The organism is Streptomyces sp. NPDC001507, assembly GCF_042894765.1.
GTDB lineage: Bacteria > Actinomycetota > Actinomycetes > Streptomycetales > Streptomycetaceae > Streptomyces.
The window spans coordinates 1-17,954 of the sequence record NZ_JBIAVV010000004.1 but is presented as its reverse complement, the minus strand read 5'-3'; the positions used below and the strand labels follow the sequence as shown (position 1 = coordinate 17,954).

The 17,954-nt window shown below is 72.5% G+C and carries 14 protein-coding genes and 1 pseudogene; 12 read left to right on the top strand and 3 right to left on the bottom strand.

The genetic code is table 11. The annotated features are described in order from the left end of the window. Positions 1–74: 74 nt before the first annotated feature. Positions 75–3,794: a glycosyltransferase gene (locus ACFY0K_RS13905; RefSeq protein ID WP_390640022.1), complete on the top strand. Its 3,720-nt coding sequence runs from the start codon at positions 75–77 to the stop codon at positions 3,792–3,794. Then, the gene (locus ACFY0K_RS13900; protein ID WP_390640021.1) at positions 3,791–5,287 is read left to right on the top strand and encodes a DUF5719 family protein; all 1,497 of its coding nucleotides are present in this window, start codon (positions 3,791–3,793) and stop codon (positions 5,285–5,287) included. Before ACFY0K_RS13905 ends, ACFY0K_RS13900 begins: the two co-directional genes overlap by 4 nt. 41 nt (positions 5,288–5,328) lie before the next feature. Here the strand turns inward: ACFY0K_RS13900 and ACFY0K_RS13895 are convergent, their stop codons facing one another. Beyond that, entirely contained in the window at positions 5,329–5,781 is a 453-nt protein-coding gene (locus ACFY0K_RS13895; protein ID WP_351961820.1) for a metallopeptidase family protein, read from the bottom strand. Positions 5,782–6,110: 329 nt separating this feature from the next. On the opposite strand from ACFY0K_RS13895, the gene ACFY0K_RS13890 reads away from it, so the two are divergent. From ACFY0K_RS13890 to ACFY0K_RS13850, 9 genes and pseudogenes are all read left to right on the top strand, one after another. Continuing rightward, a complete protein-coding gene (locus ACFY0K_RS13890) occupies positions 6,111–6,485 on the top strand; it encodes a DUF3499 domain-containing protein (protein ID WP_218162383.1) in 375 nt (124 codons plus the stop codon). A gap of 104 nt (positions 6,486–6,589) precedes the next feature. Next, a pseudogene (locus ACFY0K_RS13885) lies at positions 6,590–7,267 on the top strand (L-lactate permease); the annotation flags it as partial. 147 nt (positions 7,268–7,414) lie between these two features. Beyond that, complete coding sequence (locus ACFY0K_RS13880) at positions 7,415–8,785, top strand: phosphomannomutase/phosphoglucomutase (RefSeq protein WP_390640518.1); 1,371 nt, start codon at positions 7,415–7,417, stop codon at positions 8,783–8,785. A 313-nt stretch (positions 8,786–9,098) separates the two neighbouring features. After that, a complete protein-coding gene (locus tag ACFY0K_RS13875) occupies positions 9,099–9,269 on the top strand; it encodes a Trm112 family protein (RefSeq protein WP_351961759.1) in 171 nt (56 codons plus the stop codon). A gap of 55 nt (positions 9,270–9,324) precedes the next feature. Continuing rightward, on the top strand, positions 9,325–10,452 hold the full coding sequence (locus ACFY0K_RS13870; RefSeq protein ID WP_390640020.1) for an SIS domain-containing protein: 1,128 nt from the start codon (positions 9,325–9,327) through the stop codon (positions 10,450–10,452). Positions 10,453–10,611: 159 nt separating this feature from the next. Next, positions 10,612–11,763 (top strand): mannose-6-phosphate isomerase, class I, encoded by a 1,152-nt coding sequence (gene manA, locus ACFY0K_RS13865; protein WP_390640019.1) that lies wholly within the window; start codon positions 10,612–10,614, stop codon positions 11,761–11,763. A 137-nt stretch (positions 11,764–11,900) separates the two neighbouring features. Then, positions 11,901–12,881, top strand: coding sequence for a cation diffusion facilitator family transporter (locus ACFY0K_RS13860; RefSeq protein WP_390640018.1), 981 nt, complete (start codon positions 11,901–11,903; stop codon positions 12,879–12,881). Between the two features lie 258 nt (positions 12,882–13,139). Further along, positions 13,140–14,597, top strand: coding sequence for an adenosylhomocysteinase (ahcY, locus tag ACFY0K_RS13855; RefSeq protein ID WP_390640017.1), 1,458 nt, complete (start codon positions 13,140–13,142; stop codon positions 14,595–14,597). 192 nt (positions 14,598–14,789) lie between these two features. Further along, the gene (locus tag ACFY0K_RS13850) at positions 14,790–15,416 is read left to right on the top strand and encodes a hypothetical protein (protein WP_351961754.1); all 627 of its coding nucleotides are present in this window, start codon (positions 14,790–14,792) and stop codon (positions 15,414–15,416) included. Positions 15,417–15,444: 28 nt separating this feature from the next. Here ACFY0K_RS13850 and ACFY0K_RS13845 read toward each other — a convergent pair whose 3' ends face one another. After that, entirely contained in the window at positions 15,445–16,359 is a 915-nt protein-coding gene (locus tag ACFY0K_RS13845) for an RDD family protein (protein ID WP_390640016.1), read from the bottom strand. A 141-nt stretch (positions 16,360–16,500) separates the two neighbouring features. Here ACFY0K_RS13845 and ACFY0K_RS13840 point away from each other — a divergent pair, with 141 nt between their 5' ends. Beyond that, entirely contained in the window at positions 16,501–17,508 is a 1,008-nt protein-coding gene (locus ACFY0K_RS13840; protein WP_390640015.1) for a stage II sporulation protein M, read from the top strand. A 122-nt stretch (positions 17,509–17,630) separates the two neighbouring features. Here the strand turns inward: ACFY0K_RS13840 and ACFY0K_RS13835 are convergent. Further along, the coding region (locus ACFY0K_RS13835; protein ID WP_390640014.1) for a hypothetical protein at positions 17,631–17,954 on the bottom strand (324 nt) is incomplete at its 5' end.

Here is a 17,954-nt window from a genome sequence, read left to right as displayed (position 1 = left end):
CGTCCGAGACGCCTCGCCGCCACCAGCGGGCGCAGGAGTCCACCGCAGTCCATCGAACCGGGGCCCGTACCTCGATGTCCGTGCACAGCCACACGGCAGCCGAAGCAGGCGCTGCCACAGCGGGGTTTGACCCGACCCGCCCGCCCGAGTTCCCGCGTCACGTGGTGACCGCGGTGCTCGTCTCCCACGACGGCGCCCGCTGGCTGCCCGCCGCGCTCGCCGGGCTGCTCGGCCAGGAGCGCCCGGTCCAGTACGCCGTCGCGGCCGACACCGGCAGCGCGGACGACTCCGCCCAGCAGCTCACCGCCTCCCTCGGCGACGCCAACGTGCTGCACCTCGCCCGCCGCACCGGCTTCGGCCAGGCCGTCGAGGAGGCGAGTCGCACCGCGCCCGTCCTCACCCCGGACGACCTGCCGTACCTGAAGCGGCCCAGCGGCTGGGACCCGGTCACCCGCCAGTGGCGCGACGACGCCTACGACATGCCCGAGCTGCCCCACGGCGAGCCCGTCCAGTGGCTGTGGCTGCTGCACGACGACTGTGCCCCGGAACCCGACGCCCTGGCCCAGCTGCTCCGCGTCGTCGACAACGAGCTGGAGCTGGGCCGCGACGACGTGGCGGTCGTCGGCCCCAAGCTGCGCGGCTGGTACGACCGCCGGCAGCTCCTGGAGGTCGGCGTCACCATCGCCAACTCCGGCCGCCGCTGGACCGGCCTGGACCGCCGTGAGCAGGACCAGGGCCAGCACGACCACGTGCGGCCCGTCCTCTCCGTCTCCACCGCCGGCATGCTGATCCGCCGCGACGTCTTCGAGGAGCTCGGCGGCTTCGACCGCCGGCTGCCGCTGATGCGCGACGACGTCGACCTGTGCTGGCGCGCGCACAACGCCGGCCACCGCGTCCTGGTCGCTCCCGAGGCCGTCGTACGACATGCCGAGGCCGCCTCCCGGGAGCGCCGCACCGTCGACTGCGCGGGCCGCACCGCCACCTCGCCGCACAAGGTCGACAAGGCCGGCGCCATCTACACCCTGCTGGTCAACGCCCGTACGGCCGCGCTGCCCTGGATCCTGCTCCGGCTGATCCTCGGCACCCTGCTGCGCACCGTCGCCTACCTCGTCGGCAAGGTCCCCGGACAGGCGCTCGACGAGATCCGCGGCCTCCTCGGCACCCTCCTGCGGCCCGAGCGGATCATCGCCGGGCGGCGCAGGCGCGGCCGCCCCCAGCTCGACAAGGGCGAGCTGCGCCCCCTGTTCCCGCCGCCCGGCGCCACCGTCCGGGCCACCGTCGAACAGGTCGCGGGCAACCTCTTCGGCGCCGACGACGAGATCTCCGCGGCCGGCCGGCACGGCGGCGCGGTCGAGTCCGGGCCGGGCGGTGACGACGCCGACTTCCTGGAGATCGAGCAGTTCGCCCGCCTCAAGCGCATCGCCCGTAAACCGGGCCCGGTGCTCTTCCTGGTGCTGCTGCTGTTCTCGCTGGTCGCCTGCCGCGCCCTGCTCGGCTCCGGCGCCCTCTCGGGCGGCGCCCTGCTGCCCGCCCCGGGCACCGCGAGCGAGCTGTGGTCGCGCTACCTGGACGCCTGGCACGCGGTCGGCGCCGGCGGCACCCCCGCCGCGCCGCCGTACCTCGCGATCATCGCCTCGTTCGCCTCACTGCTGTTCGGCTCGACCGGGCTCGCGGTCACCGTGCTCCTGGTCGCCTCGGTGCCACTGGCCGGGTTCACCGCCTACTTCGCCTCCCGCCCGCTGGTCACCTCCCGCCTGCTGCGCGCCTGGGCGGCCATCGCCTACGCCTTCCTGCCCGCCGCCACCGGCGCCCTCGCGGGCGGCCGCATCGGCACCGCCGTCCTCGCCATCCTGCTGCCGCTGATCGCCCGCGCGGGCATCGCGGCCAGCGGCCTCACGCACGCCTCCGGGGCCCGCGGCAGCTGGCGCGCCACCTGGGCGTACGCGCTGCTGCTGACCGTCACCACCGCGTTCACGCCGATCGTCTGGCCGATCGCCCTGGTCCTCGGCCTCGCCGTGCTCGTCCTGCGCCGCTCCGACCTGGTCGCCTCCGGTCTGCGGCTGCTGGCCCAGCTCGGCACCCCGCTGCTGGTCCTCGCCCCCTGGTCGCTGACCCTGCTGCCGTCCGGCTTCTTCCGGGAGGCCGGCCTGGAGTACGGCTCCTCGGCCGCCTCCGCCCTCGACCTGCTCGGCGCCAGCCCGGGCGGCCCCGGCACCGTCGACGGGCTGCTGCTCATCGGCGTCGTCCTGGCCGCGCTCGCCGCCCTGCTGCGCTCCGAGCGCCAGTCGGCGGTCCGCACCGCCTGGGCGGTCGCCCTGGTCGGCCTGGTCTTCGCGGTCCTGTCCAACAGGTCCGCCTGGGCCGGCCCCGCGACGCTCGTCTACGGCATCGCGATCCTCGCCGCCGCCGCCCTCGGCGCCGACGGGGCGCGCTCGCGGGTCGCCGAGCAGAGCTTCGGCTGGCGCCAGCCGGTCGCCGCCCTGATCGCCTTCGCCGCCGCCGCGGGTCCGCTGCTGCTCGCCGCCGGCTGGATGATCGCGGGCGCCGACGGCCCGGTCGAGCGCCGCGATCCCACCCAGGTGCCCGCCTTCGTCGCCGAGGACAGCTCCACCACCGACCAGGTCCGCACCCTCGTCCTGGACAGCGACAGCACCGCGCGCGTGACCTACATGCTGGTACGCGGCTCCGGCGCCCGCATGGGCGACGCCGAGGTGGCCGCCGCCGACGGCGAGAACGCCAAGCTCGACAAGGTCGTCGCCAACCTGGTCGCCGGCTCCGGAGCCGACCAGGCCGATCAGCTCGGCGGGTTCGCGGTGCGTTACGTCCTGGTCCACAAGGGCGCGCCGCGCGACATCACGCGCGTGCTCGACGCCACCCCCGGCCTGTCCCGGCTCAGCCAGCAGAACGGCAGCGCCCTGTGGCGCGTCGACCAGCAGGTCTCCCGCGCGACGATCGTGGCGGCGAACGGCTCCGGTATCCCTGTGTCCGTGGCCGCCGGACCCGTCGACATCCACACCACCGTCCCGTCCGGCGCCGACGGCCGCGTCCTGCGCCTGGCCGACTCGGCCTCCCCGGACTGGACGGCCACCCTGGACGGCAAGCCGCTGACCCGCACCACGGTCGACGGCTGGGCCCAGGGCTTCGAACTCCCCTCCGGGGGCGGGAAGCTGGACGTCACCTACGACACCCCGTTCACCCACAGCCTCTGGCTGTGGGTCCAGGGCGCGCTCGCCGTCGTCCTGGTCGTCCTCGCCCTGCCCGGCCGCCGCCGTGACGTCGACGACGACCTCCCCGAGGAGCAGCCGATCCCCGCCCAGGCCATCGACGGCGAGGGCCGCCGCGCCCGCCGCCTGCGCGCCCAGGCGGAGGCCGAGGAGGAAGCCCAGGACACTCCGGAGACCCAGGAGTTCCAGGAGACCCCGGAGGGCACCGACTTCCCGGCGACGGCCCCGGCGGACGAGACCCAGGCCGCCGTCCCGCACCAGCAGCCCTACGACGAGTGGGACCCGGCGTCCTACCCGCAGGCCGACGGCTACGACACCGGCTACGCCGACCAGTACCAGGGCGCCGGCACCGGCCAGTACCAGACCGGCGGCTACGACCAGCAGACCTACGACCCCTACCAGACCGGCCAGTACGACCCGTACGCCTACGGCGGCCAGCAGGGGCAGGCGGCGTACGACCCGACGACGTACCAGCAGGGCTACGACCCGGCCTACGACCCCGCCTACGACCCGGCCGCCCAGCACCACCACGGCACCGGCGGCGAGCACCACGACGGGAGCCAGCAGTGAACCGCACCACCCTGTCCCTGCTCGCCGGTACGGCCGCCCTCGCGGCGGTCACCGGGTTCGCCGAGCTCAGCGCGCCGGCCACCACCTCCGCGCACACCGCGGAGGCGGCCGCCCAACTGCCGGTGGAGCGCTCCACGCTGCTGTGCCCGGCGCCCAGCCTGTCCGACATCGCGGAGACCTCGTACACGTCGTTCACGCCCGTCACCAAGGGCACCACGAGCGACGGCAAGGCCGGCCTCCAGGCCGCCACCGAGCAGTCGGCGGACGGGACGGGGAGCGGCGGCGGCAAGAAGAAGGCCGCCAAGCCCGTCCTCACCCCCAAGACGCCCGGCACGCCGGCCACCGGGGACACCTCCGGCGCCGACGGGCCCGCCTACGTCGGCACCGCCGAGGGCAAGTACGCCCCCGGCTGGACGGTCCAGGAGACCACCGAGGTCGCCGCGGGCACCGGGCGCGGCCTCCAGGGGGTCAACTGCACGGCGGCCGACACCGACTTCTGGTTCCCCGGCGCCAGCACCGCCGCGAGCCGCACCGACTACGTGCACCTCACCAACCCCGACGACAGCGCCGCCGTGGTCGACGTCGAGCTGTACGGCAAGGACGGCCAGCTCAAGTCCTCGGTGGGGGAGGGCATCACGGTCCCTCCGCACGCCAGCGAGCCGGTCCTGCTGTCCACGCTCACCGACGAGCGCCAGACCGACCTGACCGTGCACGTGAGCGTGCGCAGCGGCCGGGTCGGCGCGAGCGTGCAGGCCCTGGACGACAAGACCGGCGGCGACTGGCTTGCCGCCTCCGCCGACCCGTCCGGCGGCCTGGTGCTGCCCGGTATCCCCAAGGACGCCACCGACGTCCGGCTGATCGCCTTCACCACCGGCGACAACGACGCGGACCTGAAGGTGCGCCTCGCCTCCCCGGACGGCACGATCACCCCGGCAGGCAACGAGACCCTGCACGTCAAGGCGGGCATGACCACCGCGACCGACCTCGGCGACGTCACGCGCGGCGAGGCGGGCTCGCTGATCCTCACCCCCTCCGACCAGTCCGTCCCGGTGGTGGCGGCGCTGCGCGTCACCCGCGGCAAGGGCAGCAATCAGGAGACCGCGTACATCCCGGCGACCGCGCCGGTCGGCACGCGCGCGACGTCCGCCGACAACAGCGGCAAGGGCACGACCCTCTCCCTGACCGCGCCCACCGCGACCGCCCAGGTCAAGGTCACGGCGTCGGCGGGCAGCGGCGGCGGCACGGCGGTGTCCAAGACGTTCACGATCAAGTCCGGCACCACCCAGAACGTCGCCGCGCCGGTCCCGTCCGGACTGAAGGGCACCTACGCCCTGACCGTGGAGACGGTCTCCGGCGGCCCGGTCTACGGCGCCCGCACCCTGGCGGCCACCGAGGGCGGGGTTCCCGGCTTCACGATCCAGACCCTCCCGGACGACCGCGGCACCGTGGCCGTACCGGAGGCGGACCAGGACGTGGCGGTACTGCAGAAGTAGGGCGGGCTGCGGAGGACGGGGGGCTGGCGGCCGCCGGGGACTCAGTCCTCGCCGTAACGGGGGTCGACGGTCTCCGGGGTGAGGCCGAGCAGCTCGGCGACCTGCTCCACGACGACCTCGTGCACCAGCGCGGCCCGCTCGTCGCGCCCCTTGGTGCGGATCTCGACCGGCCGCCGGTAGACGACCACGCGCGCCCGGCGTCCCTCGCGCGCGGGAATGATGCCCCCCAGCGGCACCGCCTCGTCGTCCCAGCTCTCGCTGTGCCGGTCCTGCAGCCGGGGCACTTCGAGCACCAGGAAATCGATGTCGGCCAGCTGCGGCCAGCGCCGCTCCAGGCGCTCCACGGAGTCCTGCACCAGGTCCGCGAACACGTCGGCACGGCTCGCGGCCAGCGGCACCTGAGGTGGTGCGATCGGTCCGCGCATGCCCCGCCCGTGGCGGTCGCGTCGACGAGGCCCGGGGCCGGCGGCACGGGGCGGTACACGGTTGTCCATCACTGGTGAAGCGTAGTCCTCGCGGGCTCCGGCCGCGCCGTTCCACGCACCGACACCGCCCGGAACGGCATGTCACAGGATGACCATTCCGGCCAAGGTTGGGCTCGTTTCCATATCTCCACGAGACCGGCGAACTCAAGGCAATTGACGGTGTTTGTACCGACTCGTGACCGGATGAGGTGCCGACCGCGACCCCGGCCGATCCGTTCCATGCAGGTCAGCAGGGCGTGTCGGAAGGGGTGTGTGGGGCGTTTCACAGTACGACACGGTGGAGTGACCTGGGGGAGAGTCGTCGCGGCCCGCTCAAGAGTGCGGTACCGTCCAACGTCGTGAGCCCTGTACGTCGCTGTTCGCGAACCGCCTGCGGCCGACCCGCCGTCGCGACGCTGACGTACGTCTACGCCGACTCGACCGCGGTCCTCGGCCCGCTCGCCACCTACGCCGAACCCCACTGCTACGACCTGTGCGCCGAGCACTCCGAGCGCCTCACCGCGCCGCGCGGCTGGGAGGTCGTGCGGCTCCTCGACGGCTCGGCTCCCGCCCGTCCGAGCGGGGACGACCTGGAAGCGCTGGCGAACGCGGTGCGCGAGGCGGCCCGCCCCCAGGAGCGGGCGGCCGAGGCGGGCGGCGGCGGCCGCGGCGCGGACCCGATGGAGGTCGCCCGGCGCGGCCATCTGCGGGTGCTGCGGTCACCGGACAACTGACGCACGCACTCCCGTCGCCCCCCCGTGCGGGTGCGTTCCGTGGTGCACACCCATTGACGCGCACTTGTCGCAGACACGACCATTCCGGATGACCGTCGGTCGGCCTGGTCGACGGCGTGCGCGGGGTCCGCGAGACCTGGGTGGCGGCCCTGGCGTGCGGAGTCGCCCTCGCCGCAGCCCAGTTCGCCGTCTCGAACTACGTCTCCGCCCAACTCGCCGACATCTGCGCCCCCCTGGCCCCAGCGGCCGCCCTGCTCGCCGTACCGCACGCGCGCGTGCCGGCGGCCGAGGAGGTCCGCGCGGCCGTCCTCACGGGCGCCCGCGGCGCCGACCTGGACGAGCGCGACGAACGGTCTCAAGTCCTGCGCGCCCACGCCCCGTACGCCCTGATCATCGCCCTCTTCTCGGTCGCCCGGATCCCGCCGGTCAAGGACTGGCAGGCGAAGGCGAACCGGGTCTACGACTGGCCGTTCCTGAACGTCGTCAACCCGAAGGGCGAACCGGTCGGAGGAAATCTCTTCACCTGGCCGGTCGTCTCCACGGGCGGCACGCTGGTCCTGTTCGCCGGCATCGCCACGGCTGCCGTCCTGCGCGTGCACGCGCGCGTGGCGGTCGCGGAACGGGCGGCGACCGTACGCGAGTTGCGGTCCGCGATCCGCACAGTGACGTCCGTCCTCGCCCTCGCCTACGTCATGAACCTCTCCGGACAGGCGGCGACGACCGGCCACTTCGTGGCGGCGGCGGACGCGGGCCTGGCCTTCCCGTCCCCGGTCCTCGGCCGGCTGGGACCGTTCCGGATCCGATCCGCATCGGGTCACCGCAGATCACAGCCAGGTGTCCGCGACGGACCCGCTGGGGGAGCCGATGCCGGACCCGCACCCGGGACAGGTAGTTTGGGGCGACCGAAAATACTCCAGGAGGGCTGGCCTGTGGCCGCTGCAGCTGATCTGTCACAGATCGTGAAGGCGTACGACGTACGCGGAGTGGTTCCGGACCAGTGGGACGAGACGCTCGCCGAACTCTTCGGTGCCGCGTTCGTCCAGGTGACCGGTGCCGCCGCGATCGTCGTCGGCCACGACATGCGGCCCTCCTCGCCCGGTCTGTCCCGCGCCTTCGCGCGCGGTGCCGCGGCCCGGGGCGTCGACGTCACCGAGATCGGCCTGTGCTCGACCGACCAGCTGTACTACGCCTCGGGCGCCCTCGGCCTGCCCGGCGCGATGTTCACCGCCTCGCACAACCCCGCGCAGTACAACGGCATCAAGATGTGCCGCGCGGGAGCCGCGCCGGTCGGCCAGGACACGGGCCTGACGGAGATCCGGGAGCTGGCCGAGCGCTGGTCGCAGGAGGGCGCCCCGGAGCCGGCCGCCACGCCGGGAACCATCACCTCCCGCGAGACGTTGCCGGACTACGCGGCCCACCTGCTCTCACTCGTGGACCTGAGTTCCGTCCGCCCGCTGAAGGTCGTGGTCGACGCGGGCAACGGCATGGGCGGCCACACGGTCCCGACGGTCTTCGAGGGCCTGCCGCTGACCCTGGTCCCGATGTACTTCGAGCTGGACGGCACCTTCCCGAACCACGAGGCCAACCCGCTCGACCCCGCCAACATCGTGGACCTGCAGGAGCGCGTGCGCGCCGAGTCGGCCGACCTCGGCCTGGCCTTCGACGGCGACGCGGACCGCTGCTTCGTCGTGGACGAGCGCGGCGAGCCGGTCTCCCCCTCGGCGATCACGGCCCTGGTGGCCGCGCGGGAGCTGGCGAAGAACGGCGGCAAGGGCACCGTCATCCACAACCTGATCACGTCCTGGACCGTCCCCGAGGTGGTCCGGGAGAACGGCGGCACCCCGGTCCGCACGCGCGTCGGCCACTCCTTCATCAAGGCCGAGATGGCGAGGTCCGGCGCGATCTTCGGCGGCGAGCACTCGGCCCACTACTACTTCAAGGACTTCTGGAACGCCGACACGGGCATGCTGGCGGCCCTGCACGTCCTCGCCGCCCTCGGCGGCCAGCCCGGCCCCCTCTCCGCCCTCGTCGCCCAGTACGACCGCTACACCGGCTCCGGGGAGATCAACTCCACGGTCGCCGACCAGCAGGCCAGCCTCGCCGCGATCCGCGCGGCCTACGGCGACCGCGACGACGTCACCCTCGACGACCTCGACGGCCTCACCGTCAGCGCCGCCGACTGGTGGTTCAACGTCCGCCCCTCCAACACGGAACCGCTGCTCCGCCTCAACGCGGAGGCGAGGGACGAGGCGACGATGACGAAGGTGCGCGACGAGGTCCTGGCCATCATCAGGGCCTGACCCTGACTCCTCGCTTCGGCAGCGCCCCGAAGGGGCGCGGGGAACTGCGCGACCAGCCACAACGGCGCCGCAGGCGGCACACGGCACATCGCCCCCCGCCGGCCTTGCCCCGGGCCCTCTCAACCGGCCGATTCCCCTCGCCCCGCCCTCGCTTCTCGCGGCGGGTGGGCGAAGGTCCAGGGGGCCCAGGGGGCCGAGCCCCCTGGCCGCCGGTCACCCCGGCCGACGGCCGCCCGTCACCCGCGGCCAGCCCAACCCACCCCACCGGCGGTAACCTGACCGCACGCGAACATCCACCCCGAAGGGAACCCGCATGCCGCTCGAAGCCGGCCTCCTGGAGATCCTCGCCTGCCCGGCCTGCCACGCCACCCTCAAGGAGCAGGGCCCCGAGCTGATCTGCACCGGTCAGGACTGCGGCCTGGCGTACCCGGTCCGCGACGGCATCCCCGTCCTCCTCGTCGACGAGGCGCGCCGCCCGGCGTAAGCGGCGGACCCCACAACCGCGAAACACAAGGACCCCGGCAACCGGAGGCCGCTCCATGCTCGACGAAACGCTGCTCGACACCCCGGAGGCCCTCGCGGACGCCGACCGCCGAGGTCTGCTGCGCGGCGCGGCCGAGGCCGGCGCCCGCGTCCGGACCGCCGCCCGGCACGCCACCGAGGCCGGTGTCCAGGAGCTGAAGCCGGACGGCCGCCCCCGCGCCGTCCTGATCGCGGGCCCCGGCGTCGCCGCCACCCACGCCGCCGACCTCCTCGGCACGCTGGCCGGCCCCGGCAGCCCCGTCACCCGGCTCGCCCCCACCGGCGTCGCACCGGCCGCCGGCGCCCTGCGCTGGGAGCTCCCCGGCTGGGCCGGCTCCGTCGACCTGCTGCTGATCGCCACCCCGGACGGCACCGAACCCAGCCTCTCCCTCCTCGCCGACCAGGCCTACCGACGCGGCTGCTCGGTGGCCGCCGTCGCCCCCGCCGACACCCCGCTCGCCGAGGCGGTGGCCGGCGCCCACGGCCTGTTCATGCCGATGGCGACGGCCCCCTACGACCATGGCGAGCCGCTCGCCGGCTCCTCCCCGGGCGTCCTGTGGGCGCTGCTCACCCCGCTGCTCGCGCTCCTCGACCGCGTCGGCCTGCTCGCCGCCCCGCCGGAGGCCCTGGAGAAGGTCGCCGACCGCCTCGACCAGATCGCCGAGCGCTGCGGCCCGGCCATCGTGACCTACAGCAACCCGGCCAAGACCCTCGCCGCGGAACTCGCCGACGCGCTCCCCGTGGTCTGGACCGAGGGCGAGTCGGCAGGCCCGGCCGGCCGCCGTTTCGCCGCCGCCCTCGCCGAGCTGGCCGGCCGCCCCGCCCTGGTCGCCGACCTCCCCGAGGCCCTGGCCGCCCACACCGCCCTGCTCGCCGGGCCACTCGCCGCCAGCGCCGACCCCGACGACTTCTTCCGCGACCGCGTGGACGAGCCGCCCGCGCTGCACGCGCGCGTGGTGCTGCTCCGTGACCGCCCCATCGGCGGACTCACCGCCGCACCCGCCGCCCGCGACCTCGCCCTCAGTCACGACACCCCCATCAGTGAGCTGGAACCCGAGGCGGGCGACGAGCTGGAGACCCTGGCGGAACTGATCGCCGTCACGGATTTCGCCGCCGTTTACCTGGCGCTCGCTTCGGGGGCCTGAAGTGGACACCGGCACCGGACCCGCCGTACGAAGGACGACCTGAGGGCCGTACCGAAGGCGAACCGGTGGGGGACACACGGTGAACACCTGAGCCGTGCCGTGCCACGCCGGTGCCCACGCCCGCCCCCCGCCCGCAGAGAGAACCCGCAGAGAGAAGTCATGGATCTCCTCGACAACACCGTCCGCCCCTACGCCTGGGGATCCCCGACCGCCATCCCGCAGCTGCTCGGGGTCGAGCCGAGCGGCGAACCGCAGGCGGAGATGTGGATGGGCGCCCACCCGGGCGCCCCCTCGCGCACCGCGCGCGGCACGCTCGTCGAGGTCATCGACGCGGACCCGAAGGCCGAACTGGGTGAGGAGGCGGTAGCCAGGTTCGGCCCGCGGCTGCCCTTCCTGCTCAAGATCCTCGCCGCCGGCGCCCCGCTCTCCCTCCAGGTGCACCCCGACCTGGAGCAGGCCAGGGAGGGCTACGAGGACGAGGAGCGGCGCGGCATCCCGATCGACGCCCCGGACCGCAACTACAAGGACGCCAACCACAAGCCCGAGCTGATCTGCGCGCTCACCGAGTTCGACGGTCTGTGCGGCTTCCGTGCCCCGGAGCGGACGGCCGAACTCCTCGACGGCCTCGGCGTCGACTCCCTCAAGCCGTACGTCGACCTGCTGCGCGCCCACCCCGAGGAAGCGGCCCTGCGGGAGGTCCTCACCGCGATCCTGACCGCCGACCGCGAGGAGATGGCCCGCACGGTCGCCGAGGCCACGGCCGCCTGCACCCGCCTCGGTGGCGACTACCTGCCCTACGCCGACATCGCCCACCACTACCCGGGCGACCCCGGCGTGATCGCCGCCATGCTCCTCAACCACGTCCGCCTGCAGCCCGGTGAGGCACTCTTCCTCGGCGCCGGCATCCCGCACGCCTACCTCAACGGCCTCGGCGTCGAGATCATGGCCAACTCCGACAACGTCCTGCGCTGCGGCCTGACCCCCAAGCACGTCGACGTCCCCGAACTCCTGCGCATCGTCCGCTTCGAGGCCGGCGACGCCGGCGTGCTGCGTCCCGAGGCGGCCCCGGACGGCGAGGAGGTCTACGAGACACCGATCGACGAGTTCCGGCTCTCCCGGTACGTCCTGCCCGAGGGCACCGCGGCCCACGACCTGACCCTGCCCACCCCGCAGATCCTGCTCTGCACGGCCGGTGCGCTGCGCGTCGGCGAGCACGACCTGGCCCCCGGCCGTTCGGTGTTCGTCCCGGCGGCCGAGAAGGCGGAGGTGTCGGGAGCGGGCACGGTGTTCCGGGCCACGGTCATCGTCTGAGGGGGCCCGTATCTCCCGTCGCGGGGGCTGCAAGAATGGCCCACCGGCAAAGCACGGGCAAAGACGGGTCCCGGCGACGAGCACCGGTGAAGACGAGTACCGGTGAAGACGAGAACGAGAAGGGGCAACGCGAACTCATGAGCGCGTCAGGCGGCACCAGGGCGATCGTGGCGGCACTCGGCGCCAACCTCGCGATCGCGGCATCGAAGTTCGTGGCGTTCGCGTTCAGCGGCTCCTCGTCGATGCTCGCCGAGGGCGTCCACTCGCTCGCCGACTCCGGCAACCAGTTCCTGCTGCTCATCGGCGGCAAGAAGGCCCAGCGCGAGGCGACCCCGCAACACCCCTTCGGCTACGGCCGCGAGCGGTACATCTACGCCTTCCTCGTCTCCATCGTGCTCTTCTCGGTCGGCGGCATGTTCGCCATCTACGAGGGCTACGAGAAGATCAGCCACCCGCACGAGGTCGAACACTGGTACTGGCCGGTGGGCGTCCTCGTCTTCGCGGTCCTCGCCGAGGGCTTCTCCTTCAAGACGGCCATCAAGGAGTCCAACGAACTGCGCGGCAAACTGTCCTGGTCGCAGTTCATCCGCCGCGCCAAGGCCCCCGAGCTGCCCGTCGTCCTCCTGGAGGACTTCGGCGCGCTCATCGGCCTGGTCCTCGCCCTCGGCGGCGTCGGCCTCGCCGTACTCACCGGCGACGGCGTCTGGGACGGCATCGGCACCGTCTGCATCGGTGTCCTGCTCGTCCTGATCGCCCTCGTCCTGGCCGCCGAGACCAAGTCCCTCCTCCTCGGCGAGGCCGCCGGCACCGAGGAGGTCAGGAAGATCGAGGCCGCGATCGTCGACGGCGACACCGTCACCGGCATCATCCACATGCGCACGCTCCACCTCGGCCCCGAGGAACTCCTCGTCGCCGCCAAGATCGCCGTCCAGCACGACGACACCGCAGCCGAGGTCGCCAAGGCCATCAACGCCGCCGAGGCCCGCATCCGCACCGCGGTCCCCATCGCCCGCGTGATCTACCTGGAACCCGACATCTACAGCGAGGCGGAGGCCGCCAAGGGCCCCGACCCGGAGGCCACCCCGGGCGGCCCGACCCTCCACCCCGCCGGCCACTGACCCCCTCGAACGGCGTGATCTGTTCGGAGGCGGACTGGGGGCGGCCCGCTCCTCCGGTGTAGCTTGGGACGGAGCCAGACGTCGCTGCTGATGGCGGTCGGGCGGTCCCAGGCGGGCCGTCCGAGGGAGAGAGGGCCTCCGACGGACTGCGCTGCGCGTACGCGGGCATGCCTGTGTCCTCTTCTCGGGCACCCCTGTGTCCGCCGCCGCGCAGACCAGCCGTACCCACCCTCGACCCAACCCGAGGAGCAGCTCGCAATGACGACTGTCGACAACCGACAGGACTTCAAGGTCGCCGACCTCTCCCTGGCCGACTTCGGCCGCAAGGAGATCACCCTCGCCGAGCACGAGATGCCCGGCCTGATGGCGATCCGCAAGGAGTACGCCAAGACCCAGCCGCTGGCCGGCGCCCGCGTCACCGGCTCCCTGCACATGACCGTGCAGACCGCCGTCCTGATCGAGACCCTGGTCGCCCTGGGCGCGCAGGTCCGCTGGGCGTCCTGCAACATCTTCTCCACCCAGGACCACGCGGCCGCCGCCATCGCCGTCGGCCCGAACGGCACGCCCGACAACCCGCAGGGCGTCCCGGTCTTCGCCTGGAAGGGCGAGACCCTGGAGGAGTACTGGTGGTGCACCGAGCAGGCGCTGACCTGGCCGGACAGCCCCACCGGCGGCCCCAACATGATCCTCGACGACGGCGGTGACGCCACCCTCCTCGTCCACAAGGGCGTCGAGTACGAGAAGGACGGCAAGGTCCCCTCGGTCGACACCGCCGAGTCGGACGAACACCGCGTCATCCTCGAACTCCTGCACCGCACCATCACGGACGGCTCGCAGAAGTGGACCCAGCTCGCCTCCGAGATCCGCGGCGTGACCGAGGAGACCACGACCGGCGTCCACCGCCTGTACGAGATGCAGCGCGACGGCGTCCTCCTCTTCCCGGCGATCAACGTCAACGACGCCGTCACCAAGTCGAAGTTCGACAACAAGTACGGCTGCCGCCACTCGCTGATCGACGGCATCAACCGCGCCACCGACGTCCTGATCGGCGGCAAGACCGCGGTCGTCTGCGGCTACGGCGACGTGGGCAAGGGCTGCGCGGAGTCCCTGCGCGGACAGGGCGCCCGCGTGATCGTCACCGAGATCGACCCGATCTGCGCCCTCCAGGCCGCGATGGACGGCTACCAGGTCACGACCCTCGACGAGGTCATCGACAAGGCCGACATCTTCGTCACCACGACCGGCAACAAGGACATCATCATGGCCTCGGACATGGCCAAGATGAAGCACCAGGCCATCGTCGGCAACATCGGCCACTTCGACAACGAGATCGACATGGCCGGCCTCGCCAAGATCCCCGGCATCGTCAAGGACGAGGTCAAGCCGCAGGTCCACACCTGGAAGTTCCCCGACGGCAAGGTGATCATCGTCCTCTCCGAGGGCCGCCTGCTGAACCTGGGCAACGCCACCGGCCACCCCTCGTTCGTGATGTCCAACTCCTTCGCGGACCAGACCCTGGCCCAGATCGAGCTGTTCACCAAGCCCGACGAGTACCCGGTCGGCGTCTACACGCTGCCCAAGCACCTCGACGAGAAGGTCGCCCGCCTGCACCTGGACTCGCTCGGCGTGAAGCTCACGACCCTGCGCCCCGAGCAGGCCTCGTACATCGGCGTGAAGGTCGAGGGTCCGTACAAGTCGGACCACTACCGCTACTGAGTCCGGGACCCGGCCACCGGGAAGCGCACCCGTGCACCGACGCGCTCTCCCGGCGGCAGGTCCTCCGGTCCGCCGAGGCAGGCCCCCGCACCCCCGTGCCGGGGGCCTGCCCCTTTGGCCCGTCGACCGCCCGCGCGGCCGAACCGCAGGTCCGGGCGCCGGACCCACGCCCCGTCAAGCCCCAGGACCCCCATGCCCCGCGGCCGCTATTCGCTCCACGATCCGCACGATCACACCCCCCTCGGCGAAGAACACTTCCAGTGCGCCCCCGGCCCCTCCGGCTGGCGTTACGTCTCCCAAGTGACCACCCCCTCCGGTGACCACAGCGGCTCGGTCGATCTCGCCCTCGACGACCTCGGCCGCCCCATCCGCCTGGAACTCCACGCCGGGGGCTGGCAGGTCCGCGCAGCCGCCCTCGACGGCGTCACCTGGGTCCGTACGGACCCCACCGGAGCCCATGCCACCGAAGGCAATGTGCGCGCCCACGCCTTCACCGGCACGTCCCCCGCGTTCCTCGTCGCCATCGCCCGGCTCCTGCGCCTCACCCCCTCCGCCGCCGCGACCCGCGTACGCCTCGTGGCCTTCACGGACCCGGTCCTCGCGCCACGCACCGTGGACCAGTCCTGGGCCCTGCTGAAAAGAGAAGCACACGCCACTGACAACGGCCCGCTGACCGTGGACGAATACCAGGTCACAGCCCTGGACACCGGAGAACAGCACCCCGTGCACCTCGCCGGCGACGTGGTGCTGGCGGCGCCCGGAATCGAGTTGGAGGACCTGCGGTCACCGCCGACGTTCTTCACCGACCCCGAGGACTGAGCAGCAGATCCGACGGGCGGGGCGGCGCCTAGGCCGGCGGCACGAACCCGGTGGCCGGCGGCTGCGGGACAGGTGCAGTAGGCATGGGTGCGACAGGCGTAGGTGCGATAGGCGTAGGCGTAGGTGCGGGGGTCGGGGGCGCAGCGGGTGCCGGGGACGCGTACGCGTGCGGCATGCCGGCGGACGGAGCCGCATGGTCGGCGAAGGCCCGACGGGTCTCCCGGGCCTGCCGCTCCTGCACCACCGCCGCCAGATACGCGGCCGGCGGAATGTCCGTCGGCGCCGGAGTACCCGTCCGCGTCGCGAGATCCCCCGCGAGCCGTACGGCCATCGCCCACGAGACCTGCGGATCCAACTGCTGCATCCGCGTCAGGTACTGCCGGACGGCGAGCCACAGCGCGTCCGGAACGGCCGACAGGTCCAGCTCGGTGAAACGTCCCGCCAGCCAGGGCGGAGGCGGCGGAACGAAACGGGTCTGCCCGACGGGCACCCGCTCCCGCACGACCAGGGTCCCCGCGAACACGTCCCCGAGCCGCCGTCCGCGAGCCGAGATCAGCGAGGCGATACAGGCGACGACCCCGAACGTCACCAGGATCTCGACCACGCCGAGAGCACCCCGCACCAGCGCATGCCGGAACCGGATGGGCCCGCCGTCATCCCGCACGACCCGCAGGCCGCACGCCAACTTCCCGAGCGAACGCCCGTGACTCAGCGTCTCCACCGCGATCGGCGCACCGACCAGCACCAGCAGGAAGGACGCGATCGCCAGGGCGACCTGCGCGGCGTCGTCCAGCGAGGCCGCGGCGGCCGCCAGGCCGATCGACACACCGATGTAGACGGTGAAGGCCACGATCAGGTCGAGCAGTACGGCAAGCGCCCTGCTGGGCAGCCTCGCGGGACGCAGTTCGAGCGCCACCGCCTCGCCCGTCACCAGCTCACTCACGCCCGCCGCCTTCCCCTGGTCTGCCCTGTACAACGCAAGTCTGCCAAGCTGAGGGCGCATCGCGCCGCAGTACGACAAGCTGACAGCTGCGACATTGCTACGACAGGCAGTCGACGACCAGCCGAGGAGCAGGCAGACCCGATGGACCTCGACGTCTTCGTCTCCGCACACCGAGCCGAGTGGGACCGCCTCGACGCGCTCCTCCGCCGCCAGCGGCGCCTCAACGGAGCAGAGGCCGACGAACTCGTCGCGCTCTACCAGCGCACCGCCACCCACCTCTCCCTGATCCAGTCCAGCGCCCCTGATCCACAGCTCACCGGACGCCTCAGCCAGCTCGTGGCACGCGCGCGCAGTGCCGTGACAGGCACCCGCCGCGCCTCCTGGCGCGATGTCGCCCGCTTCCTAGGACAGGGATTCCCGGCCGCCGTCTACCGCTCCCGTCACTGGTGGGTGCCCACCGCGCTCATATCCACCGCCATCGCGATCGTTCTGGGCTGGTGGATCGGCACCCACCCGGACGTGCAGTCGACCATCGCGGCCCCAAGCCAGCTCCGCGAGCTGACCCGCCCCGGCGGCGAGTACGAGACCTACTACTCCAGCCATCCCGCGGCTTCCTTCGCGGCCCAGGTGTGGACCAACAACGCCAGGGCCGCCGCGATGTGCCTGGTCCTGGGCGTCTTTCTCGGTCTCCCGGTCCTCTGGATCCTCTTCGAGAACATGCTGAACCTGGCCGTCGGCTTCGGCCTGATGTCCTCGGCCGGCCGCCTCGACACCTTCCTGGGCCTGGTCCTCCCGCACGGGCTGCTGGAACTCACCGCGGTCTTCGTGGCCGCGGGAACCGGACTCCGCCTGGGCTGGACCCTCATAGATCCGGGCCCACGCAGTCGCCGAACAGCCCTGGCCGAAGAGGGCCGCGCGGCCGTGGCCATGGCGATCGGGCTGGCCCTCGTCCTCTTCGTCTCCGGCGCCATCGAAGGCTTCGTCACCCCGTCCGGCCTGCCGACCTGGGCGCGCATAAGCATCGGAGTGGCGGCTGAGCTGGCCTTCCTGGCCTACGTCTTCGTCCTCGGCGGCCGCGCCGCCCGGGCCGGTGAGACAGGTGACCTCGAGGAGGCAGAGCGCAGCGCGCTCGTTCCTACGGCCGCCTGATGTGCGGAGACCTCCCGTGAGCTGCTAGTCTCCTCTTCGCCCCGGAAGACCCGTTGACACGGGTGGGATGGGGAGGTAGATTCAAACAGTTGCCTAGAACTGGACAGGTTCGGGCCCGATCGTTAGAATCGATCCTGCTTCACAACGGAGAGTTCTCTCCGAGACATTGAAGCCACCCCCGATTTACTCAGAAATGAGTGGCCGGTCAGACCGGCCAAGAACTTCTGATAAAGTCGGACTCGCCGAAAGAGAGCCGGAAGGCAATCGATAAGGCAAAGGCCCTCCAACGGCCACTGGAAATGGATTCCGACCGGAAACGGAACGGAAAACGGATCTGGTAAGGTTGGAAACACCGAAGGGAAGCCCGGAGGAAAGCCCGAGAGGGTGAGTACAAAGGAAGCGACCGTTCCTTGAGAACTCAACAGCGTGCCAAAAGTCAACGCCAG